This window comes from Azospirillum sp. TSO35-2, from assembly GCF_003116095.1.
GTDB lineage: Bacteria > Pseudomonadota > Alphaproteobacteria > Azospirillales > Azospirillaceae > Azospirillum.
The window spans coordinates 679,188-702,248 of record NZ_LGRA01000013.1 but is presented as its reverse complement, the minus strand read 5'-3'; the positions used below and the strand labels follow the sequence as shown (position 1 = coordinate 702,248).

20 protein-coding genes are annotated in these 23,061 nt (G+C 72.2%); 11 read left to right on the top strand and 9 right to left on the bottom strand.

Features of this window, described 5'->3' with window-relative positions:
• Nucleotides 1–8 precede the first annotated feature (8 nt).
• Genes fhcD through TSO352_RS10545 form a run of 3 tightly spaced genes read right to left on the bottom strand, consistent with a single transcriptional unit; the run spans nucleotide 9 to nucleotide 3,870 of the window.
• The gene (gene fhcD / locus TSO352_RS10555; RefSeq protein WP_199231553.1) at nucleotides 9–920 is read right to left on the bottom strand and encodes a formylmethanofuran--tetrahydromethanopterin N-formyltransferase; all 912 of its coding nucleotides are present in this window, start codon (nucleotides 918–920) and stop codon (nucleotides 9–11) included.
• Nucleotides 920–2,587 carry a formylmethanofuran dehydrogenase subunit A gene (locus tag TSO352_RS10550; RefSeq protein ID WP_109107264.1) on the bottom strand — a complete coding sequence of 556 codons (1,668 nt, stop codon included), beginning with the start codon at nucleotides 2,585–2,587 and terminating at the stop codon, nucleotides 920–922. Before TSO352_RS10550 ends, fhcD begins: the two co-directional genes overlap by 1 nt.
• Nucleotides 2,581–3,870 (bottom strand): formylmethanofuran dehydrogenase, encoded by a 1,290-nt coding sequence (locus tag TSO352_RS10545; protein WP_109107263.1) that lies wholly within the window; start codon nucleotides 3,868–3,870, stop codon nucleotides 2,581–2,583. Before TSO352_RS10545 ends, TSO352_RS10550 begins: the two co-directional genes overlap by 7 nt.
• A gap of 330 nt (nucleotides 3,871–4,200) precedes the next feature.
• Between TSO352_RS10545 and TSO352_RS10540 the strand changes: the two genes are divergently transcribed.
• The 7 genes from TSO352_RS10540 to TSO352_RS10510 are packed head-to-tail and all read left to right on the top strand — an operon-like array spanning nucleotide 4,201 to nucleotide 10,821.
• Nucleotides 4,201–5,232, top strand: a complete 1,032-nt coding sequence (locus TSO352_RS10540; protein ID WP_109107399.1) for a beta-ribofuranosylaminobenzene 5'-phosphate synthase family protein — start codon at nucleotides 4,201–4,203, stop codon at nucleotides 5,230–5,232.
• A gap of 14 nt (nucleotides 5,233–5,246) precedes the next feature.
• A complete protein-coding gene (locus TSO352_RS10535; protein WP_109107262.1) occupies nucleotides 5,247–6,149 on the top strand; it encodes an NAD(P)-dependent methylenetetrahydromethanopterin dehydrogenase in 903 nt (300 codons plus the stop codon).
• Nucleotides 6,149–7,135 carry a methenyltetrahydromethanopterin cyclohydrolase gene (mch, locus tag TSO352_RS10530; RefSeq protein WP_109107261.1) on the top strand — a complete coding sequence of 329 codons (987 nt, stop codon included), beginning with the start codon at nucleotides 6,149–6,151 and terminating at the stop codon, nucleotides 7,133–7,135. The genes TSO352_RS10535 and mch overlap by 1 nt, the downstream gene beginning before the upstream one ends.
• A 7-nt stretch (nucleotides 7,136–7,142) precedes the next feature.
• Nucleotides 7,143–7,979 carry a triphosphoribosyl-dephospho-CoA synthase gene (locus TSO352_RS10525; protein WP_109107260.1) on the top strand — a complete coding sequence of 279 codons (837 nt, stop codon included), beginning with the start codon at nucleotides 7,143–7,145 and terminating at the stop codon, nucleotides 7,977–7,979.
• Nucleotides 7,976–9,019 (top strand): hydantoinase/oxoprolinase family protein, encoded by a 1,044-nt coding sequence (locus tag TSO352_RS10520; protein WP_109107259.1) that lies wholly within the window; start codon nucleotides 7,976–7,978, stop codon nucleotides 9,017–9,019. Before TSO352_RS10525 ends, TSO352_RS10520 begins: the two co-directional genes overlap by 4 nt.
• A gap of 14 nt (nucleotides 9,020–9,033) precedes the next feature.
• Complete coding sequence (locus TSO352_RS10515; protein WP_109107258.1) at nucleotides 9,034–9,969, top strand: quinoprotein relay system zinc metallohydrolase 2; 936 nt, start codon at nucleotides 9,034–9,036, stop codon at nucleotides 9,967–9,969.
• A 57-nt stretch (nucleotides 9,970–10,026) separates the two neighbouring features.
• The gene (locus TSO352_RS10510) at nucleotides 10,027–10,821 is read left to right on the top strand and encodes a quinoprotein dehydrogenase-associated SoxYZ-like carrier (protein ID WP_247872016.1); all 795 of its coding nucleotides are present in this window, start codon (nucleotides 10,027–10,029) and stop codon (nucleotides 10,819–10,821) included.
• 18 nt (nucleotides 10,822–10,839) lie between these two features.
• On the opposite strand, the gene TSO352_RS10505 is transcribed toward TSO352_RS10510, so the two are convergent.
• On the bottom strand, nucleotides 10,840–11,184 hold the full coding sequence (locus TSO352_RS10505; protein ID WP_109107256.1) for a hypothetical protein: 345 nt from the start codon (nucleotides 11,182–11,184) through the stop codon (nucleotides 10,840–10,842).
• Nucleotides 11,185–11,354: 170 nt separating this feature from the next.
• Here TSO352_RS10505 and folP point away from each other — a divergent pair, with 170 nt between their 5' ends.
• A complete protein-coding gene (folP, locus tag TSO352_RS10500) occupies nucleotides 11,355–12,452 on the top strand; it encodes a dihydropteroate synthase (RefSeq protein WP_109107255.1) in 1,098 nt (365 codons plus the stop codon).
• A 36-nt stretch (nucleotides 12,453–12,488) separates the two neighbouring features.
• Here the strand turns inward: folP and TSO352_RS10495 are convergent, their stop codons facing one another.
• Nucleotides 12,489–12,683, bottom strand: coding sequence for a hypothetical protein (locus TSO352_RS10495; RefSeq protein ID WP_109107254.1), 195 nt, complete (start codon nucleotides 12,681–12,683; stop codon nucleotides 12,489–12,491).
• A gap of 300 nt (nucleotides 12,684–12,983) precedes the next feature.
• Between TSO352_RS10495 and otnI the strand changes: the two genes are divergently transcribed.
• Both otnI and putA read left to right on the top strand, forming a co-directional pair.
• Nucleotides 12,984–13,769 carry a 2-oxo-tetronate isomerase gene (gene otnI, locus TSO352_RS10490; protein WP_109107253.1) on the top strand — a complete coding sequence of 262 codons (786 nt, stop codon included), beginning with the start codon at nucleotides 12,984–12,986 and terminating at the stop codon, nucleotides 13,767–13,769.
• A gap of 555 nt (nucleotides 13,770–14,324) precedes the next feature.
• Complete coding sequence (putA, locus tag TSO352_RS10485) at nucleotides 14,325–18,056, top strand: trifunctional transcriptional regulator/proline dehydrogenase/L-glutamate gamma-semialdehyde dehydrogenase (RefSeq protein WP_199231552.1); 3,732 nt, start codon at nucleotides 14,325–14,327, stop codon at nucleotides 18,054–18,056.
• A gap of 5 nt (nucleotides 18,057–18,061) precedes the next feature.
• On the opposite strand, the gene TSO352_RS10480 is transcribed toward putA, so the two are convergent.
• The 4 genes from TSO352_RS10480 to cynS all read right to left on the bottom strand — a co-directional run bounded on the left by TSO352_RS10480 (nucleotide 18,062) and on the right by cynS (nucleotide 20,915).
• On the bottom strand, nucleotides 18,062–18,907 hold the full coding sequence (locus TSO352_RS10480; RefSeq protein WP_109107252.1) for a helix-turn-helix transcriptional regulator: 846 nt from the start codon (nucleotides 18,905–18,907) through the stop codon (nucleotides 18,062–18,064).
• A 101-nt stretch (nucleotides 18,908–19,008) separates the two neighbouring features.
• Entirely contained in the window at nucleotides 19,009–19,860 is an 852-nt protein-coding gene (locus TSO352_RS10475; protein WP_109107251.1) for an alpha/beta hydrolase, read from the bottom strand.
• A 29-nt stretch (nucleotides 19,861–19,889) separates the two neighbouring features.
• Nucleotides 19,890–20,267, bottom strand: coding sequence for a nuclear transport factor 2 family protein (locus TSO352_RS10470; RefSeq protein WP_109107250.1), 378 nt, complete (start codon nucleotides 20,265–20,267; stop codon nucleotides 19,890–19,892).
• A 159-nt stretch (nucleotides 20,268–20,426) separates the two neighbouring features.
• Entirely contained in the window at nucleotides 20,427–20,915 is a 489-nt protein-coding gene (gene cynS / locus TSO352_RS10465; protein ID WP_109107249.1) for a cyanase, read from the bottom strand.
• 183 nt (nucleotides 20,916–21,098) lie between these two features.
• On the opposite strand from cynS, the gene TSO352_RS10460 reads away from it, so the two are divergent.
• The gene (locus TSO352_RS10460) at nucleotides 21,099–23,003 is read left to right on the top strand and encodes a sigma 54-interacting transcriptional regulator (RefSeq protein WP_109107248.1); all 1,905 of its coding nucleotides are present in this window, start codon (nucleotides 21,099–21,101) and stop codon (nucleotides 23,001–23,003) included.
• The last annotated feature ends 58 nt before the right edge of the window (nucleotides 23,004–23,061 follow it).

Here is a 23,061-nt window from a genome sequence, read left to right as displayed (position 1 = left end):
CATCACCCTCATGCCATCACCTCGTGGAGGTGGAAATGGTGCGGCCCCAGCTTTCCGCCGTAATTGCCGGCGGTGATCGCCACCACCCCGGCCGCTGTCCCGCCGGCCGCGGCGGCGGCGATGCCGGCCCGCATGCCGGCGCGGATCGCCGCCTCGTCGGTGCCGTCGAGCACCAGTTCCAGCACCGCCTCGACATTGTCGGGCAGCAGCGTGCCGGGCTCGGTCGCCCGCAGCGTCGGGCAGAAGAAGGTGTTGGTGGAGGCGATCAGCTTCTTGTATTTCGACCCGACCTTGGAGCCGGAACGCACCACCCCGCCGGGGAAGGGCAGGATGATGCCGGGCATCGGCCGGATCGCCGCGACCGCCGCCTCGGCCGCCGCCAGGCATTGGCGGTGGCTGGCGGCGAGGATCAGGAAGTTGCCGCCGCCGATCCCCTTGGCCACGGCGACGCTGTCCTCGCAGACGAACTCGCCGTCCATCACCGGCAGCCGCCAGAAGCGGCGGGCGCCGAACAGCTTGGAGATCTGGTGGCCGTCGCCGAAATAGCGCAGGCCGCCGCCGAGCGGGATGCGCTTGGTGCCCTCGCTCAGCCCGGCGTAGCAGGCCGACCCCGGCGAGGTCATCACGCACTGTCCGACGCGGTTGACGACGTGCTTGGCGAGGTCGGCGGTGGACATGCCGAAGATCATCACCGCGGCGCCCGGCCGGCGGTCCGGCGTCTCGTCCGGGGTCAGCGGGCGTTCGACCGCCGCCTCGCAGCCGCAGCCGATGACCGAGGTGGCGAAGCCGGTCAGGCTGGCGGTCGCGGCGTCGACCCAATGAGGGGTGTCGGCGGTGATCACCAGCCGGGTGTAGGTCATCGGGAACGCCTCGGCGAAGGTGTCCTCGATGCGCACGCCGTTGACGAGCATCTCCGCCATCACGGCGCCTCCCGCCGCTGGCAGGGGTGGAGGAGCGGACCGGCGCCGTGCCGGATCTCCTCGTCGCGGATGCGGAAATGCTTGATCGGCAGGCCCAGCCGCTCGTCGAAATGGCGGGCGATGCGGCCCTCGATCAGGTTGTCGTAGCCGGGCCGGACGACGTGGGTGCAGCCCTGAGCCATCGCCACCAGCGCACCATCCCGCACGACGAGCTGCCCGCTCTTGAAGACGAGGTCCGGGCGCTCGAACATGGCGCGGCGGTCGGGCTGGTCGGTGTAGACGGTGACGTCGGCCGAGGCACCCGGCCCGAGATGGCCGCGGTCGAGCAGGCCGAGGATGCGGGCCGGGGCGGCGCGGGTCATGATGGCGATCTCGGCCAGCGTGTATTCGCGGGTGATCGAGCCCAGCGTGGTGTGGGCAGGCGCGTCGGGATGGATCTCCGCCAGCTTGGCCAACCGATAGTCGCGGTCCATCAGCAGGCGGATCAGCTCCGGATAGAAGGTGAAGGGCGCGCCGTTGGGGTGGTCGGTCGTCAGGAACACCCGCCAGGGATCGTCGAGCAGCAGGAACAGCTCCAGCCCGATCGCCCATTGCAGCGCGTTGACGTAGGACTTGTCGCGGTAGCGGAAGGGCACGACGCCGCAGCCGGCGTCGCATTCGATGTCCATCGCCAGCCATTTGCGCGGGTGGGCCAGCGGGGCGGTGTGGCGCTGCGCCATGGTGTCGGCCGACGCGGTGACCGTCTGGCCGAACATGACTTGGCCGATGTCCACCGACAGCGTCGGCGTGCGGTTCACCGCCTCGGCCAGCGCCGCGGCGCCCGAGGAGAATTTCCGGTCGCCCGCGGTGTCGTAGCTGTGGAACTGGATGTGCGTCATGTGCAGCGGCAGGCCGGCCGTCGCCTCGATGGTGCCGAGCGTCGTCGCGATGTTGCCGGGAACCCCCAGGTTGCAGCCATGGACGTGCAGCGGGTGGGGCAGGCCGAGGTCGAACACCGCGCGGGCCAGGGTGGTCAGGACGGTGCGCGGGGTGACGCCGTAATGCGGCCCGGCCTCGTCGAGGTCGAGGGTGCGGGCGTTGTACTTGAAGGCGTTGATGCCGCCGGGGTTGACCACCTTGACGGCGAGGCTCTGCGTCGCCGTCAGCATCCAGCCGATGTAGTCGTTGACCGCCGCCTGCCCGGCGTTGGTGGCGATCAGGTCGAGCAGGAAATCGTCGCTGCCCAGGACCAGATAGCCGCCGGTGTCGATGTAGGGGATGTCGCTCATCTCCAGATGGGCGTGGCGGGCGTTGCTGCCGAGCATCGCCGGCTCGAAGGCGGCGGTGAAGCCCATCTCGATGTAGCGGGCGCCGGTGGTGTGGGTGGAGGGCGTCGCGATGCCGCTGCCGCCGCCACAGCCGCAGGGGCTGCCGGCGAAGCGGTGGCTCTCATGCTCCTCCCCCATCAGCAGGCGGGCCAGATTGACCTTGCCGCCGGCGATGTGGCTGTGGATGTCGATGGCGCCGGCCATCACCACCTTGCCGGACACGTTGTGCACGGCGTCGGGTGCGGCGCCCGGCCCGGGATCGGCGACGACGCGCCCGTCGCGCAGCCAGAGGTCGGCGGTCTCGCCGTGGCGGCCGTTGGCCGGGTCGAACAGGCGTCCGCCGGACAGCTTGGTCAGCATTGAGCAGTCTCCAGGCGGGCGGATGTCCCGCCGGGCGCGCTTCCGAGCGCGGTGTCGATTTGGCGCAGCACCGCGGCGGCGCTGGGCAGGCCGCGGTCGATCAGCGCCCCGGCGTGCAGCGCCACCACGCTGTCGGCGCGGAACACGTCGCCGGCATGGTCGATGCCCGGCGTTCCGACCGGGATGAACACCGCCGGTTCCGGCGTGACGGTGGCCTCCGGCGGGGCCAGCATGATGACGGCGCCGTCGGTTTCGATCGCCGGGAACTCCGGCCGGAAGGCGGACAGCCACAGGACGACGTCGGCGTCGCGGGCGCGCCGGCGCCAGTCGAACCGCTCGGGATCGTGCCCCGGCACACCGGCGGTGAAGCCGGTGCGCAGCGGGAAGCCGGTGCGCCAGGTGCAGGCCTGGTTGGCGCCGATCAGGTTGTCGGCCCCCGACAGCGGCAGGCCGGCGCAGCGCGTCGTGCCGTCCACCGTGCGGATCAGGCGGACCAGCGACTCGACGATCAGGTCGGGCTGCGGCGCCTCGAACAGGCCGGCCGCCCAGACCACCACGGTGTAGCGCGCGGCGCGGAGCCGGGCAGCCAGCTCGGCTGCCCAAGCGGCGGCCGGCCCATTTGTCGAACGATCCGCCAGCGCCACGCGCAGACCGGTGACGAGGCCGGCGAGGTCGGGTTGCGGGCCGCCCGCCACCCCCACCGTTTCGACCCGGCCGCCAAGCTGCCGCGCTGTTTCGGGCAAAGGCTCCCCACCCAGGAAGACCACGCTGCGGTCACCGCTGCCGGCCGGGAAGGCCGGCTCGGGCACCACCCAGCGCTCCCACAGGCGGGGAAAGGCGGAGGCCGGGTCGGGACCGACGACCAGGACGAGGTCGCAGCGGTTGCGCAGCTCGGCCAGCGTCGTCACCGACCAGCCGAACCGCCGGAGGACCGCCAGATTGCGGAACAGCGCGTCGGACCGCTCGTGGTCGACCGTCGCGCCGATGCGCCCGGCGAGCGTCAGCGCGGCGAGCACGCCGTCGACGTCGGCCGCCAGCCCGGCGATCAGGGGCGCGCGGCTGGTGCCGAGCAGCCGGGCGGCTTCGGCCACCGCCTGGTCCAGCGGGACCGTTGCGCCGCCCAGCCGTGCGTCGGTCGGCACGGCGGCGGAGCGGCGGAACAGCCGGTCGGCCTCGGGGCAACCGGTGGGGCGGGGGGTGATGCCGGAATCGTCCTGCTCGATCCCGATATCGCCGCACCCCAGCCCGCAGAAAGGGCAGAGGATGTCGGAGAGGAAAGCCATGGCGCCGCGGTCACCTGTGCGGGAGATCGTTGGGGCGAAACGCTGTCCGTCATCCGGCCGCAGTCATGGCGCCGGATGACGGACGGGATGATCATCTTCGTGAAGATCCGGCCGGGTGCGTGCCAGCAACGGTGGGCACGCGCCCGGCACCCGATACGATGATTGGGGGCGAGACGACTGGTCCGGCCATGTCCATTTTCCTCCCCGCTGTTCTTGTCGCCGCCGACCGCACCCCGTTCGGACTACTGCGCAGGGGTACTCGTTCGCGCTGCGGTAAATTTTGTTCGTAACGCTAACATCTGCGTCGTGGACCGCGCAAAGGGAATGCAGATGAGCGATCAGCGCAATCGGATAGGGGAGGTGCGGGTCCATGCCCCGGCCCGTCTGCACGCCGGCTTCGTGGATCTCAATGGTGGGCTGGGGCGCCGTTTCGGCAGCCTCGGCATCGCCATCGACCGTCCGGCGATCACCTTGCGCGTCCGCCCGGCCGACCATCTGACCGTCACCGGCCCGTCCGCCGACCGCGTCCGCCGCAGCGTCGAGCGCCTCAGCCGCGACGCCGGCTTATCGGACGCCGTCGCGGTGACGGTGGAGGAGGCGATCCCGCCCCATGTCGGGCTGGGCTCCGGCACGCAGACCGACCTTGCCGTCGCCACCGCGCTCGCCTGCCTGGAGGGACGGCACGCCGCGGCCCGCGAGCTGGCGCGTGTGCTGGAGCGCGGCGCGCGGTCCGGCATCGGGCTAGCGGCCTTCGAGCAGGGCGGCGTGCTGCTCGACGGCGGGCGGGGGGGCCTCGACGCCGCACCGCCGCTGATCGCGCGCGCGCCCTTCCCCGACGACTGGCGCATCCTGCTGCTGCTCCACAGTGGCGGACACGGCCTGCACGGCGCGCCCGAGGCCGAGGCGTTCCGCCGCCTGCCCGCCTTTCCGCCCGACGCGGCGGCGCATCTCTGCCGGCTGATGCTGATGGTCGCGCTGCCGGCGCTGGCCGAGCGCGACGTCCAGCGCTTCGGCCAGGCCATCGGCGAGCTTCAGCGCATCGTCGGCGACCATTTCGCCCCGGCCCAGGGCGGTCGCTTCACCAGCCCGCTGGTGGCCGAGGCGCTGGGCTGGCTGGAGGACCAGGGCATCCCCGGTGTCGGGCAAAGCTCCTGGGGGCCGACCGGCTTCGCCATCGTCGGTGACGCCGGGCAGGCCGACCGGATGGCCGGACAGCTGCGGCAGCGCTGGGCCGGAACGCCGCTGGAGATCCTGGTCTGCCGCGGACGCAACATCGGCGCGACGGTCGAGAACACCGCCGCCGCGAGCGGGGTTTCCATCGGGCTTGGTCCGCCGGTCCGCCGGGCGGTGGGCGAGAAATAAGGAGGAGGGCAGGGATGAGCGCCCCTTACGTGCTGCACATGATCACGCCGCTGGCCAACGTCAGCCCGTTCGACGTCAACATGGCGGTCGATGCCGGCATCGACACGGTCGTCCCCTACACCGGGATCGACACCGCGCAGGTCGAGGCCCTGACCCAGGACGCCATGTTCTCCCGCGATCCGAAGAACGCGGCGCACACCGGCCTGTTCATCGGCGGGCGCGACGCCGCGATGGCGCTGGACATGCTCGACGCCGCCCGCAAGGCGATGTTCCCGCCCTTCCGCATCTCGGTCTTCGCCGACCCGTCGGGCGCCTTCACCACCGCCGCCGCGATGGTTGCGGTGGTCGAGCGGGCCTTGCGGCGCGGCGGGGTGGATGGCCTGACGGGGCTCGACGTCCAGGTCTATGGCGCGACCGGGGTGGTCGGCGGCATTGCCGGGCTGATCGCCGCGCAGGCCGGCGGCAACGTCACCCTGGTCAGCCACCGCGGCGTCGCGGCGGTGCAGGGCAAGGCGGAGGAGTTCGGCCGGCGCTATGACGTAAAGCTCTCCTGCGCCGACACATCCGCGGACGGCAAGGCGGCGCTGATGGAGCGGGCGGAGGTCGTGCTGGCCTGCGGCAAGGCCGGGGTCACGGTGCTGACCGCCGAGGATCTGCGCGCGGCGCGGCGCCTGCGGGTCGCGGCCGACATCAACGCGGTGCCGCCGGCCGGCGTCGAGGGCGTCGGCGTGCAGGACGACGGCGTCGCGCTTCCCGATGGGAAGGCGGTCGGCATCGGCGCGCTCGCCATCGGCAACGTCAAGTTCAAGGTCCAACACCAGCTGCTGGAGCGCATGCAGACCGGCGGCACCGCGGTCGCCTTCGACTTCCGCGACGCCATGGAGGCCGCGCGCGTCATCGTCGGAAAGGCATCGTGATGGACAGCGTCCTGCCGCGCCCCAGCCTGTCGGCCCTGGCCGCCCCGCTCACCGCCGCGCTGGTCGCGGACGCCGTCCGGCTGCGGCTGGGCATCGACCAAGTGGCGGGGGCGACCATCGTCGACGCCGGCATCGCCCACCCCGGCGGGATGGAGGCCGGCCGCCGCATCGCCGAGCTGTGCATGGGCGGCCTGGGCCGGGTGACGCTGCAGGCCGACGCCCAGGCCGAACGCTGGCCCGTCCTGGTGGCGGTGCACAGCACCGATCCGGTGCTCGCCTGCCTCGGCAGCCAGTATGCCGGCTGGAGCCTGTCGCACAAGGACGAGGCCGGGTCCTTCTTCGCGCTCGGCTCCGGGCCGGGGCGGGCGCTGGCCCGCAAGGAGACGCTGTTCGACGAGCTGGGCTACAGCGACCGCGGCGACGACGCCGTCTTCGTGCTGGAAAGCGGCACCGTGCCGCCCGCTCCGCTGGTGGAGCGGATCGCCGAAGCCTGCGGGGTGGCGCCGGACCGCCTGACGCTGGTGCTGACGCCGACGGAAAGTCTGGCCGGCACCGTGCAGATCGTCGCCCGCGTGCTGGAGGTCGCCCTGCACAAGGTGCACGCGCTGGGCTTCCCGCTGGAGCGCGTCGTCGACGGCCTCGGCTTCGCGCCGCTGCCGCCGCCCGGCAAGGGCTTCGTCGCGGCGATGGGGCGGACCAACGACGCCATCCTGTTCGGCGGCACCGTCCAGCTCTTCGTCACCGGGCCGGAGGACGCCGCCGCCGATCTGGCGCAACGCCTGCCGAGCACCGGGTCGCGCGACTACGGCCGCCCCTTCGCCGAGGTGTTCGCCGCGGTGAACAAGGACTTCTACGCCATCGACCCGCTGCTGTTCGCGCCGGCGCGGGTGGTGGTCACGGCGCTCGACAGCGGCCGCAGCTTCCACGGCGGGCGGCTCGCCACCGACCTGCTCGACGCCTCCTTTGGCGCGTCCTTTGGCAGTTGAGCGGGCGATGGCGCCGGACATCGCCGGGCTGTTCATCGCCGCCTGCCGGGCCGAGGTGATGGCGCTGAAGCCCGGCAACGTCCATGTCCACGCCGCCGGCCATGGCATGACGGTCGAGGACTTCCTGGCGTCGGCGGCGGTCGCGGCGCCGGAGATCGCGCGGGCCGGCGTTCCCGTCGGCGCACGCATCCTGGCGGCGGTGCGGGCGACGCGGGGGGTGGTGGACTGCAACACCAACCTCGGTATCCTGCTGCTGGCCGCCCCGCTGGCCCGTGCCGCGGAGTTGCCGGATGGTCGGCCGTTGCCGGCGCGGGTGGGCGCGGTGCTGGCGGGGCTGACGGTGGCGGACGCCGAGGCGGCCTTCGCGGCGATCCGGCTGGCGCAGCCCGGCGGGCTGGGCCGTGCCGCGGAGCACGACGTCGCCGGTCCGGCCACGGTGGATTTGCGGACCGCCATGATGGCGGCCAGTTCCCGCGACCGCATCGCGGCGCAATATGCGGAGGGGTACGCCGACGTCTTCACCATCGGCGTCGCCCGCGCCCGGGCGATGCCCGGCGATGACGCGGTGGCGCTGGCCGAGGCGGTCTATCTCGACTTCCTGACCGCCTTCCCCGACAGCCACGTCGAGCGCAAGCAGGGCCAAGCGGCGGCCGAAGCGCTGCTCGCCGAAGCGCGGGAGCTGCGGCGGCGGGTCGAGGCGGCGGCGTCGGCCGCGGAACGCCATGAACGGCTGCTCGCCTTCGACACCGGGCTGAAGCGGCGGGGCATCAACCCCGGCACCTCGGCCGATCTGACCGTGGCCAGCCTGTTCGCCCATTGGCTGGATGAAGGATTGCGGACATGACGATCACCCTCGGCCTCGACGTCGGCGGCGCGCATCTCAAGGCGGCCTGGTTCTCCACCGGCGAGCTGGTCGAGGTGGCGCAGGAGCCGTGCCCGTTGTGGCAGGGGCTCGACCGGTTGGAGGCGGCGCTGGCGGCCATCGTCGGCCGGCATGGACGGGTTGCGCGCGCGGCGGTCACCATGACCGGGGAACTGGTCGATCTCTTCGCCGACCGCGCCGACGGGGTCGGGCGGATCCTCGACACGCTGGCGGCGGCGCTGCCGGGGGTGGAACTGGCGGTGTTCGCCGGTCCGGCCGGGTTTCTCGATCCCGCCACGGCGCGGTTGCGGGTGGCGGAGGTCGCCTCGGCCAACTGGCACGCGACGGCGGCGCTGGCGGCGCTGGTGCTGCCGGCCGGGATCCTCGTCGACATCGGCAGCACCACCACCGACATCGTGCCCTTCGCCGATGGCCGGGTGCGCAACGCCGGCTACACCGACGCGACGCGGATGGAGACCGGCGAGCTGCTCTACACCGGGGTCGTCCGCACGCCGGTCATGGCGGTGGCGGCGCGCGCGCCGGTCAACGGCGTCTGGCGCGGCGTCATGGCGGAGTATTTCGCCACCATGGCCGACGCCCATCGGCTGGCCGGCACGTTGCCGGAGGGCGCCGACCTGCACCCGACCGCCGACGGCCGCGACAAGGGGCTGGAGGCGAGCGCACGCCGACTCACCCGCATGATCGGCGCCGATCTGGCGGACGCAGACGCGGCGGCGTGGCGGCGGCTCGCCAGTTACTTCATCGACCGGCAGACGCGCGCCGTCGAGGACGGGCTGGCCCAGGTCGTGTCGCGCGGGGTGGTGCCGGACGACGCGCCGCTGGTCGGGGCGGGGGTCGGCCGCTTCCTGGTGGAGCGCGTCGCCGCACGGACCGGCCGCGCCCATTGCCCGCTGATGGCGGCCGCCGGCCTGCCGGAGCGCTGGCGCTCCGCCGCCGCCGACTGCGCCCCGGCGGTGGCGGTGGCGCTGCTGTGCGACGCCGGTCCGCGGAGCGACGGATGAGGAGGAGGCCGGGCATGGGCAGGACGCGGGTGCTGGCCGCTGTTCTGTGCGCCGCCGTGCTGGCGACGACGGCGGCGGCGCGCGCCGCCCCGCTGGCGGTGACGGAGATCGCGCCGGGGGTGTTCGTCCACCAGGGGGCGATCGCGGAGCCGGCGCCGGACAATGGCGGCGACACCGCCAACCTCGGCTTCATCGTCGGCGGCAGCGGCGTGGCGGTCATCGACACCGGCGGCACGCCGGAGGTCGGGCGGCGGCTGCGCGAGGCCATCGCGGCGCGGACGGACAAGCCGGTGACCGTCGTCATCGACACCCACATGCACCCCGACCACATCTTCGGCAACGCCGCCTTCGCCGGCGTGCCGGTCGCCGGCCACGCCAACCTCCAGGACGCGGTGGCCGCCCGGCAGGAGGTCTATCAGCGCCGGCTGGCCGACGAACTCGGCGCCGACGCGGCGGCGGGCATCACGCCGCTGCGGGTCGACCAGCCGGTCGCCGACGCGTTGCGGATCGAGCTCGGCGGGCGCACACTGGTGCTGACGGCATACCCGACGGCGCACACCAACAACGACCTGACGGTGTTCGATCCGCAGACCGGGACGCTGTTCGCCGGCGACCTGCTGTTCCTCGACCATCTTCCGGCGGTGGACGGCAGCGCCGTCGGCTGGCTGGGCGTGATCGACACGCTGGCCCGGGTGCCGGCGGTGCGTGTCGTCCCCGGCCATGGACCGGCGGTGGGACCGGCGGTCGCCGACTGGCCGGGCGCGCTGGAGCCGGAGCGGCGCTACCTGACGGCGCTGGTCGAGGGGGTGCGGCGGGTGCTGAAGGCCGGCGGCAGCATCCAGGAGGCGGTGACCCAGGTCGCGCAGGACGAACGGGCGCGCTGGCTGTTGTTCGACGCATACAACCCGCGCAACGTCACCGCGACCTTCGCCGCGCTGGAGTGGGAGTAGGAAAACAGGGAGGGACCAATGGCCGGACATCCGCTCGCGGGGCTGATCGGGCTCCTGATGCTTGTGACCACACCGGTTCTCGGCGCCACCACGGCGGCCGGGGGCACGGCCGATGGCGGCACGGCGGAGGACGCGGCGCGCTGGGACCTGCTGCACGACCTCTATTTCAAGGATCGCCCGGTGGAGGACGCCGGCGACCGGATGCGGATCGACGCGCCGGCCCGCGCCTACGACGCGGCGCTGGTGCCGGTGCGGGTCGAGGTCGAGCCGTCGCTTCACCTGAAGAGCCTGTCGCTGATCATCGACAACAACCCGGTGCCGCTGGCGGCGACCGTCCGTTTCGGCCCGGCCAGCGCCGGCAACAGCATCGAAACCCGGGTGCGCGTCAACGAATACACCAACGTCCGCGCCGTCGGCGAGACGGCGGACGGTCGGCTGATGATGACCCGGGTCTTCGTCAAGGCGGCGGGCGGCTGCTCCGCCCCGGCGGTCAAGGACCCGCAGGAGGCGCTGGCGCGGCTCGGCCGCATCAAGGTGAACCTGCCGGACACGGTGATGGCCGGCAGCCCGGCGACCGCGCAATTGCTGATCAGCCACCCCAACAGCAGCGGGCTGCAGTTCGATCAGGTGAGCCGGACCTACATCCCGGCCCACTACATTCGGTCGATCGCCATCCGCTACGGCGGCCAGCCGGTGCTGGACATCGACACCGACATCTCGATCAGCGAGGATCCCAACATCCGCTTCAGCTTCGTACCCGGCACGGGCGGCAGCCTGGAGGTGGTGGCGCAGGACACCAAGGGCGCCACCTTCACCCGGACGGTTCCGGTGAAGACCGGGCCGGCCCTGTAGCCGCCGGTGTTCCGGGGGTCAGAAGCACTGGCGGTCGGCGGCGATCTGGGCCTGGCGGAGGCGGTCCATCAAATCCTTGGCCCAGCCGGCGCCACGGAACAGCGAGGCGCGCTCCCCCGGCAGGTCGCCCATCACCTTCACCGTCTCCATCGCCGTGTAGTCGTCGTAGGGGATGCGGTCGGCGATGGCGTCGATGCTGCAGGCGCATTTCTGCATGACGGTGTGCGACTGGCCGTTCGCCATCATGCAGCCGATCACATAGTCGGCCCTGGCCTCGGTCGGGTAATCGTTCGCCGGGCTGGCGGCGGCGGGCAGGGCCGACAGCGCGGCCACGGCGAAGACAAGCGCGAAGCGGACAGGCATGACCGGAATTCCCCATATCGTCTTTGCGGTTGTCAGCCGGGACGGCCGCTCCGCCGGGTCACGATGATTGGTCTATATAACAATCATTCGCGCGGATTGAACGCGCCCCTTTCGGGGGAGGCGGCTGCTCCTTTCCGGTTGCTCCCACCCCTGTCGAAAGAGGGGGGCTGATGGACGACGAGGCTTCCTGCGGGGCTTCCCGGCTGTATCTGCGCCCGCTCGGGCTGACGGCGCCGGAACAGGCGCTGCCCGGTGCGCGCCGTCTGGCCGGCGGCTGGCTGCGCTTCGACCGCTGCGAAGCGGTGCTGCGCACGGAAACGGGGGTCGAGCGCCGGATCCTGCCGCTGGCTGAATTGGAGGCGTGGCTTGGCCGTCTGCCGGCGCCGGTGCGGCACAGCGGCCGGGACCGGCTGGCGCGGCTGACGGCGGCGCGGCCCCCGGTGCTGGGGCTGTCGCTCGACCGGCCCCGGCTGATGGGCATCGTCAACGTCACGCCGGACAGCTTCTCGGACGGCGGGCTCTACCTCGACGTCGACCGGGCCGTCGCCCACGGGATGCAACTGGCGGCCGACGGGGCCGACATCGTCGATGTCGGGGCGGAATCGACCCGCCCCGGCGCGGCGGCGGTTCCGGCGGAGGAGCAGATCGCCCGCGTCGTCCCGGTGATCGCCCGGCTGGCGGAACGCGGACTCGTCGTGTCGGTCGACACCCGCAGCGCGGCGGTGATGGTGGCGGCGCTGGCCGCCGGGGCGCGGCTGGTCAACGACGTGTCCGGCCTCGGCCACGATCCGCGGGCGCTGGCGGTGGTGGCGGACGCGATGGCGCTGAATCCGGGCGTGGCCGTGGTCGTGATGCACATGCGCGGCGTTCCGGCGACCATGAACCAAGCGCCGGCCTACGCCGATCCGGTGCTCGACGTCTTCGACGAGTTGGCGGCGCGCCTGCGCGACTGCGAGGCCGCCGGGCTCGACCGGGCGCGCATCCTGGTCGATCCGGGGATCGGCTTCGCCAAGCGGATGGAGCACGGCGCCGCCGTCACCCGCGCCCTCTCCCTGCTGCATGGGCTGGGTTGCGGCGTGCTGGCCGGCTTCTCACGCAAGGGGCTGGTCCGGCGCTGGGCGGACGCCGCCGAGCCGCGCGACCGGCTGCCGGGATCGCTCGCCGCGGCGCTGGCCGCGTTCGAGCAGGGTGTCCAGATCCTGCGCGTCCACGACGTGCGGGACACCGCTCAGGCGCGCGACGTCTGGGAGACGCTGCGGGTGCGCTGAGGTGCCCTGGCGGCCCCTTCGCCGTGCCGGCCCGCGTCAGGTCTGGCGCGGTTCGCAGCGCCAGCGGCGCACGGTGTATTTCGGATGCTGCTGCGCCCACTCGGCGGCACGGAACAGGCCGGTGCGCGAGCAGGCCATCACGTTGGTGAACGGCTCCTGGAACGACGGGTGTTCGACGGAGCACCGGTCGGGTTCGGAGAGCAGGCAGACCACAAAGAGCAACTCGATCATGACATCTCCACGCAGTCGGAAATGTTGGGGTGTACCGCGGGCGACGCCATGGTCCGGCGTGTGGCGGCATGCATTATATTGCACTGCACACAAACACTGCGCCGGAGTCAATACATTTGTCATATGACCACGACGCCGGTGCATGAATATGGGGCGGGTGTGGCGCGAGGAAACCCGGGCTGGCCATCCGGTCAGGTGGGCCGCCGCCGTCCATTGCCGGGAGCCATTGCCGGAAGGCGGCGACGATGGCACGGTGGCGGCTCCCCGCCTGGGGGAGTGCCTGACGGGGGGTCCGACGCCATGCCCATCTTCGCCGCCAACCTGACGATGATGTTCACGGAGTGGCCGTTCCTCGACCGCTTCGACGCCGCCGCCGACGCCGGCTTCCAGGCGGTGGAGTTCCTGTTCCCCTACGACCACGCGCCCGACGCGGTGGCGGCGCGGCTGCAGCGCAACCGCCTGACCCAGGCGCTGTTCAACATGCCGCCGGGCGACTGGGCGGCGGGGGAGCGCGGGCTGGCGGCGCTGCCGGACCGTTTCGCCGATCTCCGGGCCGGTGTGGAGACGGCGCTGATCTTCGCCGAGGCCACCGGCTGCCGGCGGCTGCACCTGATGGCCGGGCTGGCCGATCCCGCCGATCCGGCGGCCCAGGCCAGCTACCGCCGCGCGGTGACCCACGCCGCCGGGGCGCTGGCGGAGCGCGGCATCGACCTGCTGCTGGAGCCGATCAACGGCCGCGACATGCCCGGCTATTTCCTGAACGACTTCGCCCTGGCCGAGCGGCTGATCGCCGAGACCGGGCTGCCGAACGTGAAGCTGCAGTTCGACCTCTATCACCGCCAGATCCTGCACGGCGACGTCACCATGGCGTTGCGCCGCCTGCTGCCGATCACCGGCCACATCCAGGTCGCCTCGGTCCCGTCCCGCCACGAACCGGCGGGGGAGGAACTGAACCATCCCTTCCTGTTCGCGGAGTTGGACCGGCTGGGCTATCGCGGCTTCGTCGGCTGCGAATACCGCCCGCGCGCCGGCACGCTGGCCGGGCTGGGCTGGTTCACCCCGCAGCGGGACCGCCTGGTCGGCTGACCCGACCCTGGCGCCGTATCTTCGGCAGACGGGCCGGAACGCCGACGATTCTTTCGTGTTGTATCGCTGTGGCTGCAACCGGTCCCATGAGGTGGGGACCGTGCCGCCCGCCGTCACTGGGGGCTGGGGCGGTCGCATTGCAGGATGCGGAATTTTCACCGGAACACAAGATGATGGATGGGATGAGCGTCGGCTTGCCGTCTGATCTCCGGATTCTGTGGTCATTTTCCGAATTGGGCGGATGGGTTGCCGTGCCGGCGGCGGAATCCGCAGGTGAATCAAGGCAATGCTGCGGAAGATCGGCGAAATTGCCGTCATTCATGAGTCGTGCAAACTCCAAAACAGAACAATCATCGGGGAAACAGCGAAAATACCCTATGGAGCCACGGCGGCATTCCGGGTTACCGTTTGAACGCTGAACCGATGGTCCGATCATGCGATGTCCGCCTGACCGGCATGGCGTCACGAGATGCGTTTCGTTCTCTCCTGCGCCCGGATCGCTCCCGGCCGACCGACACACCCTGAGCCCCGACCCAGAGCCCGATGATGACCCCCATGATCGATCCGAGCGTTGCCGTCACCCCCGCGCCCCAGCCCGCGCCCGACCCCGGCGCCGGTCCCTTCGCCGCCTTCGCCCCGCCGATCCGGACGGCGACGGCGCTGCGGCAGGCGATCACCGACGCCTACCGCCGGCCGGAACCGGACTGCGTGTCCTGGCTGGTCGAGCAGGCGACCCTGCCGGCGGCGGTGACGGACGCGGCGCAAGCGACCGCGCGGACGCTGATCGCCGCGCTGCGCGCCAAGCCGCAGGCGCGCGGGGTCGAGGGGCTGATCCACGAATACAGCCTGTCGAGCCAGGAGGGCGTGGCGCTGATGTGCCTGGCGGAGGCGCTGCTGCGCATCCCCGACCGCGCCACCCGCGACGCGCTGATCCGCGACAAGATCGCCGGCGGCGACTGGCGCTCGCACCTCGGCAACAGCCCGTCGCTGTTCGTCAACGCCGCGACCTGGGGGCTGCTGGTCACCGGCAAGGTCACCGGGGTGTTGGGTGAACAGGCGCTGTCCTCGGCGCTGACCAAGCTGATCCTGCGCGGCGGCGAGCCGCTGATCCGCCGTGGCGTCGATTTCGCCATGCGGATGATGGGCGAGCAGTTCGTCACCGGCCAGACCATCGACGAGGCGCTGGCCAACAGCCGCAAGATGGAGGCCGAGGGTTTCCGCTACTCCTACGACATGCTGGGCGAGGCGGCGACGACGGCGGCCGACGCCGACCGCTATTACGCCGACTATGAAACGGCGATCCACGCCATCGGCCGGGCGTCGGCCGGGCGCGGCATCTACAACGGGCCGGGCATCTCGATCAAGCTGTCGGCCCTGCACCCGCGCTATTCCCGTGCGCAAAGCCAGCGCGTGATGGCGGAGCTGCTGCCGCGGGTGAGCGAACTCGCCCGGCTGGCCAAGGACTACGACATCGGCCTGAACATCGACGCGGAGGAGGCCGACCGGCTGGAGCTGTCGCTCGACCTGCTGGAATCGCTGTGCTTCGATCCGACGCTGGCGGGCTGGGACGGCATCGGCTTCGTCGTCCAGGCCTATGGCAAGCGCTGCCCCTACACCATCGACTTCATCGTCGACCTCGCCCGGCGCAGCGGTCACCGGCTGATGGTGCGGCTGGTGAAGGGCGCCTATTGGGACAGCGAGATCAAGCGCGCCCAGGTCGATGGGCTGGAGGATTTCCCGGTCTACACCCGCAAGCTCCACACCGACGTGTCCTACGTCGCCTGCGCCCGCCGGCTGCTGGACGCCCCCGACGCGGTGTTCCCGCAATTCGCCACCCACAACGCCCAGACGCTGGCGACGATCTACCGGATGGCCGGCGACGACTTCCAGGTCGGCCGCTACGAGTTCCAGTGCCTGCACGGCATGGGCGAGCCGCTGTACAAGGAGGTCGTCGGCCCGCTGAAGCGGCCCTGCCGCGTCTACGCCCCGGTCGGCACCCACGAGACGCTGCTGGCCTATCTGGTCCGCCGCCTGCTGGAAAACGGCGCCAACAGCTCCTTCGTCAACCGCATCGCCGACAAGAGCGTGTCGATCGACGAGCTGGTCGCCGACCCAGTAGCCCAGGCGCGGGCGGCGCTGCCGGTCGGCACGCGCAACCCGCTGATCGCGCTGCCCCGCGACCTGTTCGGGACGGAGCGCCCGAACTCCGCCGGGCTCGACCTGTCGAACGAGAACAGCCTGACGGCGCTGGCCGCTGCGCTGCGCGAGAGCGTGGCGGTGCGTTGGACCGCCGCGCCGCTGCTGGCGGACGGCGAGGGGGGCGGGGCGGCCCAACCGGTGCGCAACCCGGCCGACCACCGTGACATCGTCGGGCAGGCGGTCGACGCCACGCCGGCCGACATCGCCGACGCCTTCCGCTTCGCCGAGGCCGCCGCACCGGTCTGGGCGGCGACGCCGCCGGCCGAGCGGGCCGCCTGCCTGATGCGCGCCGCCGACGCCCTGCAGGCGCGGCTGCCGACCCTGCTGGGGCTGATCATCCGCGAGGCCGGCAAGTCGGCGTCCAACGCCATCGCCGAGGTGCGCGAGGCCATCGACTTCCTGCGCTATTACGGCGCCCAGGCCTGTGACCGCTTCGCCAACGACAGCCACCGGCCGCTGGGACCGGTGGTGTGCATCAGCCCGTGGAACTTCCCGCTCGCCATCTTCACCGGGCAGGTCGCCGCGGCGCTGGCCGCCGGCAACCCGGTGCTGGCCAAGCCGGCGGAGGAAACCCCGCTGATCGCCGCCGAGGCGGTGCGCATCCTGCGCGCCGCCGGCGTCCCGGCCGGCGCGGTGCAGCTTCTGCCCGGCGCCGGCGCGGTCGGCGCCGCGCTGGTCGGCCACCCGGCCACGCGGGCGGTGATGTTCACCGGCTCGACCGAGGTGGCGCGGCTGATCCAGCGCCAATTGGCGGACCGGCTGGCGCCGGACGGCTCCGTCATCCCGCTGATCGCCGAGACCGGCGGGCAGAACGCGATGATCGTCGACAGCTCGGCGCTGGCGGAACAGGTGGTGGGCGATGTCGTCGCCTCGGCCTTCGACAGCGCCGGCCAGCGCTGCTCGGCCCTGCGCATCCTCTGCCTGCAGGAGGACATCGCCGACCGCACCCTGGCGATGCTGAAGGGCGCGCTGCGCGAACTGCGCATCGGCAACCCCGACCAACTGGCGACCGACGTCGGCCCGGTCATCACCGCGGAGGCGCGCGACGGCATCGACCGCCACATCGAGGCGATGCGCGCCAGGGGCCGCCGCGTCACCGCCCTGCCGCTGCCCGATGAGGCCGCCCACGGCACCTTCGTGGCGCCGACGATCATCGAGATCGACCGCATCGCCGATCTGGAGCGCGAGGTGTTCGGGCCGGTGCTGCACGTCCTGCGCTACCGCCGCGACGATCTCGACCGGCTGGTCGACGCCATCAACGGCACCGGCTATGGCCTGACCTTCGGCCTGCACACCCGCATCGACGCCACCGTCGAGCGGGTGACCAGCCGGATCGCCGCCGGCAACCTGTACGTCAACCGCAACACCATCGGTGCGGTGGTCGGCGTGCAGCCCTTCGGCGGCCACGGCCTGTCCGGCACCGGCCCGAAGGCCGGCGGCCCGCTCTACCTGACGCGGCTGCTGTCGGTCCGTCCGCCGGTGGACGTCGGCGTGCGCGGGACCGCGGCCGACCGGGCGCCGGCGCTGGCCTTCGCCCAATGGCTGAAGGGGCAGGGGATGGTGGCCGAGGCGGCGCGCTGCCTGGACGTCGCCGAGCGGTCGCCGCTGGGCGGCAGCGTCGAGCTGCCCGGTCCGGTGGGCGAGAGCAACCTCTACAGCCTGGATCGGCGCGGCCGCATCCTGCTGCTGCCGCAGACCGAACAGGGGCTGGTCCTGATGCTGGGCGCGGTCTTCGCCACCGGCAACGACGCGGTGGTCGATGCGCCGGCCGGGATCGCGTCACGCCTCGGCAGCCTGCCGCCGGATCTTGCCGCCCGTGTCCGCGTGACGGCGAGCTGGGAAGCGGCCAAGGGGATGGCGGGCGCGCTGGCCGGGGCGGTGGTGGAGGGTGACGCCGCCCGGCGGCTCGAGGTCAACCGCCGCATCGCCGAGTTGCCCGGCCCGATCGTGCTGATCCAGGCGGTGTCGAGCGCCGGGCTGGCGTCGGGTGTCGAGGAGGTGCAGATCGCCTGGCTGCTGAACGAGCGCTCGCTCAGCATCAACACCACCGCGGCCGGCGGCAACGCCAGCCTGGTGGCGATGAGCTGAGACGGCTACGGCGCCAGCGCGGCGCGGAGGCGGTCCGCCGTCTCCGCGTCGGCCGGGAAGAAGGCCTCGATCGCCAGTTCCGACAGCGTCACGTCGACGGCGGTGCCGAAGACGGTGGTGGTGCTGAACAGGTTGAGGGTGCCGGCCGCCGTGCGCAGCCGCAGCGGCACCACGACGTCGGGGTGTCCGTCGCCGCCGGGGGGTGGCGACGGCGTGGCCGTGGTCGGGGCCGGATAGCCCTGCAATTCGCTGCGGAGCGCGATCAGCGCCGGGTCGGCGGCGACCTCGATCTGGCGCGACAGGCGGGTCAGGATGTGGTCGCGCCATTCCGCCCAGTTCCCGATCCGGCCGGCCAGCCCGTCGGGGTGCAGGCTGAGGCGCAGGACGTTCACCGGCGGGGTGAGCAGCGCCGCCGCCACCCCGTCCAGCAGCGGCGCCACCGCCCGGTTCGCCGCCAGCAGATGCCAGTGGCGGTCGACGGCCAGCGCCGGAAAGGGCTCGTGGCCGGCCAGCACCAGATCGACCGCCTTGCGCGCCGCCTGCATCGCCGGGCTGTCCAGGCTGTGTTCGCTGTAGACCGGGGCGTAGCCCGCGGCGACCAGCAGCGCGTTGCGCTCGCGCAGCGGCACGTCCAACCGTTCGGCCAGATGGATCAGCATCGACCGGCTGGGCTGCGACCGCCCGGTTTCCAGGAAGCTGACATGGCGCGTCGAGATGTCGGCCTCGCAGGCCAGGTCGAGCTGGCTGAAGCCGCGGCGCTGGCGCCACGACCGCAGCAGGGCGCCGACCGGCGGCTGGGCCAGTCGGGCACCCAGCCGGGCCGGCGTTGCGGTGGACGCGGTTTGGGGCATGGGGCGCACTCTCCTTGGTCGGGACGGTCGGCGGTCTCGGACGGTAGCAGGCGGGGGCCGCCGCGGTCAGTCGTCCAGACGGCCGATGGCCGGGGGCAAGCTCAGGGCTGTTCCCGGACGAACCGCAGCAGTTCGTCGTTCAGCCGCTCCATGTGGGTCAGGAACAGGCCGTGCGGGGCGTCGCGGTAGACCGACAGGGTGGCGTTGGGCATCAGCGCCACCGTCCGCTTCGCCAGCGCCAGCGGGGTGGTGACGTCGCGGTCGCCGTGGATCACCAGCGTCGGCACGTCGATGGCCGCCAGCTCCGCCCGGAAATCGGTGGAGGTGATGGCGCGGTGGCAGTCCAGCAGCGCCTTCAGCGACGCCTGCAGCGCCATGCCGGTGACCCAGCCCATCATCGCCACCGACGTCTCGGCGTTCAGGAAGGGGCGTATGTTGTCGTCCAGCCATTTCGGGAAGTCGCGCAGCAGGCAGTCCGACCGGAACGCCTCGGCCGTCGCCGGGTCGATGCCGTCGGGGTTGTCGTCGCTGCGGCCCAGCGCCGGCGTGATCGTCCCCACCATCACCACCCGCGCCACCCGTCCGCTGCCGTGCCGCGTCAGGTAACGGACGATCTCGCCCGTCGCCATCGAATGGCCGACCAGCGTGACCCCGCGCAGGTCGAGGCCGTCGAGCAGGGCGGCGATGTCGTCGGCCAGCCGGTCGAAGCCGTAGCCGGAGGGCGATTCACCGGACCGGCCATGGCCGCGGCGGTCGATGGCGATGCAGCGGCATCCCTGCTCCGCCAGGGCGGCCATCTGGTAGCCCCAGGATGCGGAGTGCAGCGACCAGCTCGACACGAAGACGACCGGCCGGCCCTGGCCCCAGTCGCGGTAGAACAGGGGGACGCCGTCGTCGGCGCGGATGAAGCCGAATTCGTTCAGCGGTTCGGTGGCGTTCGAAACGGTGCTCATGATCGACCTCGCGGGTGATGAGGGGCGGTTCAGGCGGCGGCCGGGGCGTGGTCGAGGAAGCCGGTGACGCTGAGCAGCCGGCCGTCCGGCGCCAGCACCGCGAAGTCGGTCCCGCCGGCCACCGGCGCGCCGCCCGCGGGCGCCAGCGACCAGGAGAAGCGCAGGCGGTCGTTGTGCCCCTCCGCCGTGCCGCGCAACGAGAAGCGCAGGCCGGGGAACTGCCGCTGCACCGCGTCGATCAGGGCGTTCAGTTCGGCGTGGCCGCGCACCCCCGCCAGCGGGTCGAGGTAGCTGGCGTCCTCCGCCCAGCCGGCGGCGATCAGCGCCCGGCGGCGGTCGGGGTCGGTCTCGTTCCAGGTGGCGATGTAGCGGTCGGCGATGGCGGCGGCGTCCAGGGTGGCGGTCATGGCGTTCGTCCTTTCGTGTCGGCCGGAACAGCCCGGCACCGACACGATCGCCCATCGGCACGCCGCCGATCGATTACGTCGGAGGTAAAATTCGCACACAAAATGAAAGCCCGCCGGCCCCGGCGGGGCGGCGGGCTTTGCCGTCGGTTCCGTCGGTGGTCAGGCGTCGCCGAAGCCGTAGTCGGGCACCGTCTCGTCGTTGCCGTAATACTTGTAGGGCAGGAACTTGCCGGACATCGTCAGCTTGACCCGGTCGCCCTTCGCGTGGGGCAGGCGTTCCATGTCCATCTCGAAGTCGATGGCCGACATGATGCCGTCGCCGAACTCCTCCTGGATCAGCTCCTTGAAGGTGGTGCCGTAGACCATCACCAGCTCGTAGAAGCGGTAGATCAGCGGGTCGGTCGGCGGCATCGCCGGGATGGAGCCGCGGTAGGGCACCTCGTTCAGCATCTTCGCCTCGACCGGCGACAGGCCGAACAGCGCGGCGGCCTTTTCGGCCTGCGGCTTGGTCAGCTTCATCTGGCCGAGCAGGGCGGCGGTGATGATGATGGGGGAGCTGCCGCCGATGGTCTCGGCGATTTGCGCCCAGCTCAGGTCCCGCTCGCGCTTGATGTCGAGGATCTTCTCGGTCAGGTCTTCGCGCTTCATCACACTCTCCCGGTTGGTTGTCGGTCCGGGGTGGGATTGGCAAACGGCGTGCCAAGAGCGGGACGCCGTTGGAAGCCTTGGAAACCGCCGTGGCCGGTGCTATGCGGTAAGTAACGAGATATCGTAAACGCGGAATGTCGTGAGAAAAACACGAGAATTCGTGATTGCGGGGGGGTGACGCGCATGGCGGACGGTGACGGCTGGCCGGTCTTCGACTGCGGGGTGGAGGCCGCGCTGGTCGTGGCGCTGGAATCCGGCCGCATCCTCGACGCCAACCCGGCGGCCTGCCGGCTGCTCGGCTACGACGGTGCGCTGTTGCGGCGGATGGCGATCGTCGACCTCCACCGTGGCCAGGAGCCGGCGTTGCTGGTCTTCACCGAAGCGGTGCTGGACCGCGGCGTCTACTGGACCCGCAGCCTGTCGGCCCGCCACGCCGGCGGCGCGGCGCTGCGGCTGGAGTATGCCGGCGCGCTGCTGCCCGGCGGCGTCCTGCTGCTGACCCTGCACGACCTCGACGCCCGCCGCCGCCGCGACATCGAGGCGGAGGGGGAACTGTACCTGCATGACGGGCTCGGCGCCTGGCAGCGGGTCGAGCGCGTCTTTCACGAGTTCGAGCGCGAGAACCGCTTGATCCTGCAGGCCGCCGGCGAGGGCATCTACGGCGTGAACGCGGAGGGGTTGACGACCTTCGTCAACCCGGCGGCGGAGCGGATCCTCGGCTGGTCCGCCGCGGATCTGCTGGGCCGCGACATGCACGCGCTCGTCCACCACCACCGGCCGGACGGCGCGCCCTACCCCGCCCAGCAATGCCCGATCTACGCCGCCTTCCGTGACGGCGAGGTGCATCGGGTGTCCGACGAGGTGTTCTGGTCGCGCGACGGCCGGCCGATCTGGGTGGAGTACACCAGCACGCCGATCCATGGCGACGGGGTGGTCGCCGGCGCCGTCATCGTCTTCCGCGACATCTCCCAGCGCCGCGAGGCCGAGGAGCGGCTGCGCGCCGCGCTGGCCGAGGTCGACCGGCTGCGTCGCCGGCTGGAGCTGGAGAACACCTATCTGCAGGAGGAAATCCGCCTGTCCGGCAACCACCAGGGCATCATCGGCCGCAGCCCGGCCATCCAGGCCATCCTGCGGCAGGTCGATCTGGTGGCGCCGACCGACGCCTCCGTCCTCGTCACCGGCGAGTCGGGCACCGGCAAGGAGCTGATCGCCCGCGCCATCCACGACGCCAGCCGGCGGTCGGGCCGGCCGCTGATCCGGGTGAACTGCGCCGCCATCCCGCGCGAGCTGTTCGAGAGCGAGTTCTTCGGCCACGCCCGCGGCGCCTTCACCGGCGCGCTGCGCGACCGCGTCGGCCGCTTCGAGCTGGCCGACGGCGGCACCCTGTTCCTGGACGAGGTCGGCGAGATCCCGCCCGACCTGCAGGGCAAGCTGCTGCGGGTCCTGCAGGACGGCCTGTTCGAGCGGGTCGGGGAGGAGCGGACGCGCGCCGTCGATGTGCGGATCGTCGCCGCCACCAACCGCGACCTGCGGGCGGAGGTGGAGCGCGGACGGTTCCGCCAGGACCTGTATTTCCGCCTGAACGTCTTCCCCATCGTATCGCCGCCGCTGCGCGACCGGCCGGAGGACATCCCGCTGCTGGCCGCCCACGCCCTGCGCAACGCGGTGGCAAGGCTGAACTGCGGGCCGCTGGCGCTGACCGAGGGCGACGTCCGCCGGCTGGCGGCCTACCGCTGGCCCGGCAACGTGCGGGAGCTGCAGAACGTCATCGAGCGGGCGGCGATCCTGGCGCGCAACGGGCGCATCCATCTGGACCTGCCGGCGGGGGAGCCGGCGGTGGTCCCGGCGGCGGCGGTCGCGACGCCGGGCGTGGCGACGATCGAGACGGCGCAGGACCTCCGCGCCCGCGAACGGGCCAACATCGTCGCGGCGCTGGAGGCGGCGGGCGGCAAGGTGTCGGGTCCCGGCGGCGCCGCCGAACGGCTGGGCGTGCCGCCGACGACGCTCGCCTCCCGCATCAAGGCGCTGGGGGTGGACGCGCGGGCGGTCCGGGAGCGGGGACGGAGAGGTGTGATGCCCCCTCCCTAACCCTCCCCCACCTTCGGTGGGAGAGGGAACTCCGCCGCCTTCGCAATCAACTCCCTCT

Bases quoted from the DNA above. Each gene is read 5' to 3' on its own strand.
- TSO352_RS10495 (WP_109107254.1), bottom strand. From the start codon at position 12,683: ATGATCGAGTTGCTCTTTGTGGTCTGCCTGCTCTCCGAACCCGACCGG.
- TSO352_RS10480 (WP_109107252.1), bottom strand. From the start codon at position 18,907: ATGCCCCAAACCGCGTCCACCGCAACGCCGGCCCGGCTGGGTGCCCGA.
- TSO352_RS10505 (WP_109107256.1), bottom strand. From the start codon at position 11,184: ATGCCTGTCCGCTTCGCGCTTGTCTTCGCCGTGGCCGCGCTGTCGGCC.
- fhcD (WP_199231553.1), bottom strand. From the start codon at position 920: ATGGCGGAGATGCTCGTCAACGGCGTGCGCATCGAGGACACCTTCGCC.
- TSO352_RS10525 (WP_109107260.1), top strand. From the start codon at position 7,143: ATGGCGCCGGACATCGCCGGGCTGTTCATCGCCGCCTGCCGGGCCGAG.
- TSO352_RS10550 (WP_109107264.1), bottom strand. From the start codon at position 2,587: ATGCTGACCAAGCTGTCCGGCGGACGCCTGTTCGACCCGGCCAACGGC.
- mch (WP_109107261.1), top strand. From the start codon at position 6,149: ATGGACAGCGTCCTGCCGCGCCCCAGCCTGTCGGCCCTGGCCGCCCCG.
- TSO352_RS10515 (WP_109107258.1), top strand. From the start codon at position 9,034: ATGGGCAGGACGCGGGTGCTGGCCGCTGTTCTGTGCGCCGCCGTGCTG.
- TSO352_RS10510 (WP_247872016.1), top strand. From the start codon at position 10,027: ATGCTTGTGACCACACCGGTTCTCGGCGCCACCACGGCGGCCGGGGGC.
- TSO352_RS10470 (WP_109107250.1), bottom strand. From the start codon at position 20,267: ATGACCGCCACCCTGGACGCCGCCGCCATCGCCGACCGCTACATCGCC.
- TSO352_RS10540 (WP_109107399.1), top strand. From the start codon at position 4,201: ATGAGCGATCAGCGCAATCGGATAGGGGAGGTGCGGGTCCATGCCCCG.
- TSO352_RS10460 (WP_109107248.1), top strand. From the start codon at position 21,099: ATGGCGGACGGTGACGGCTGGCCGGTCTTCGACTGCGGGGTGGAGGCC.
- otnI (WP_109107253.1), top strand. From the start codon at position 12,984: ATGCCCATCTTCGCCGCCAACCTGACGATGATGTTCACGGAGTGGCCG.
- TSO352_RS10535 (WP_109107262.1), top strand. From the start codon at position 5,247: ATGAGCGCCCCTTACGTGCTGCACATGATCACGCCGCTGGCCAACGTC.
- TSO352_RS10545 (WP_109107263.1), bottom strand. From the start codon at position 3,870: ATGGCTTTCCTCTCCGACATCCTCTGCCCTTTCTGCGGGCTGGGGTGC.
- TSO352_RS10475 (WP_109107251.1), bottom strand. From the start codon at position 19,860: ATGAGCACCGTTTCGAACGCCACCGAACCGCTGAACGAATTCGGCTTC.
- cynS (WP_109107249.1), bottom strand. From the start codon at position 20,915: ATGAAGCGCGAAGACCTGACCGAGAAGATCCTCGACATCAAGCGCGAG.
- putA (WP_199231552.1), top strand. From the start codon at position 14,325: ATGATCGATCCGAGCGTTGCCGTCACCCCCGCGCCCCAGCCCGCGCCC.
- TSO352_RS10520 (WP_109107259.1), top strand. From the start codon at position 7,976: ATGACGATCACCCTCGGCCTCGACGTCGGCGGCGCGCATCTCAAGGCG.
- folP (WP_109107255.1), top strand. From the start codon at position 11,355: ATGGACGACGAGGCTTCCTGCGGGGCTTCCCGGCTGTATCTGCGCCCG.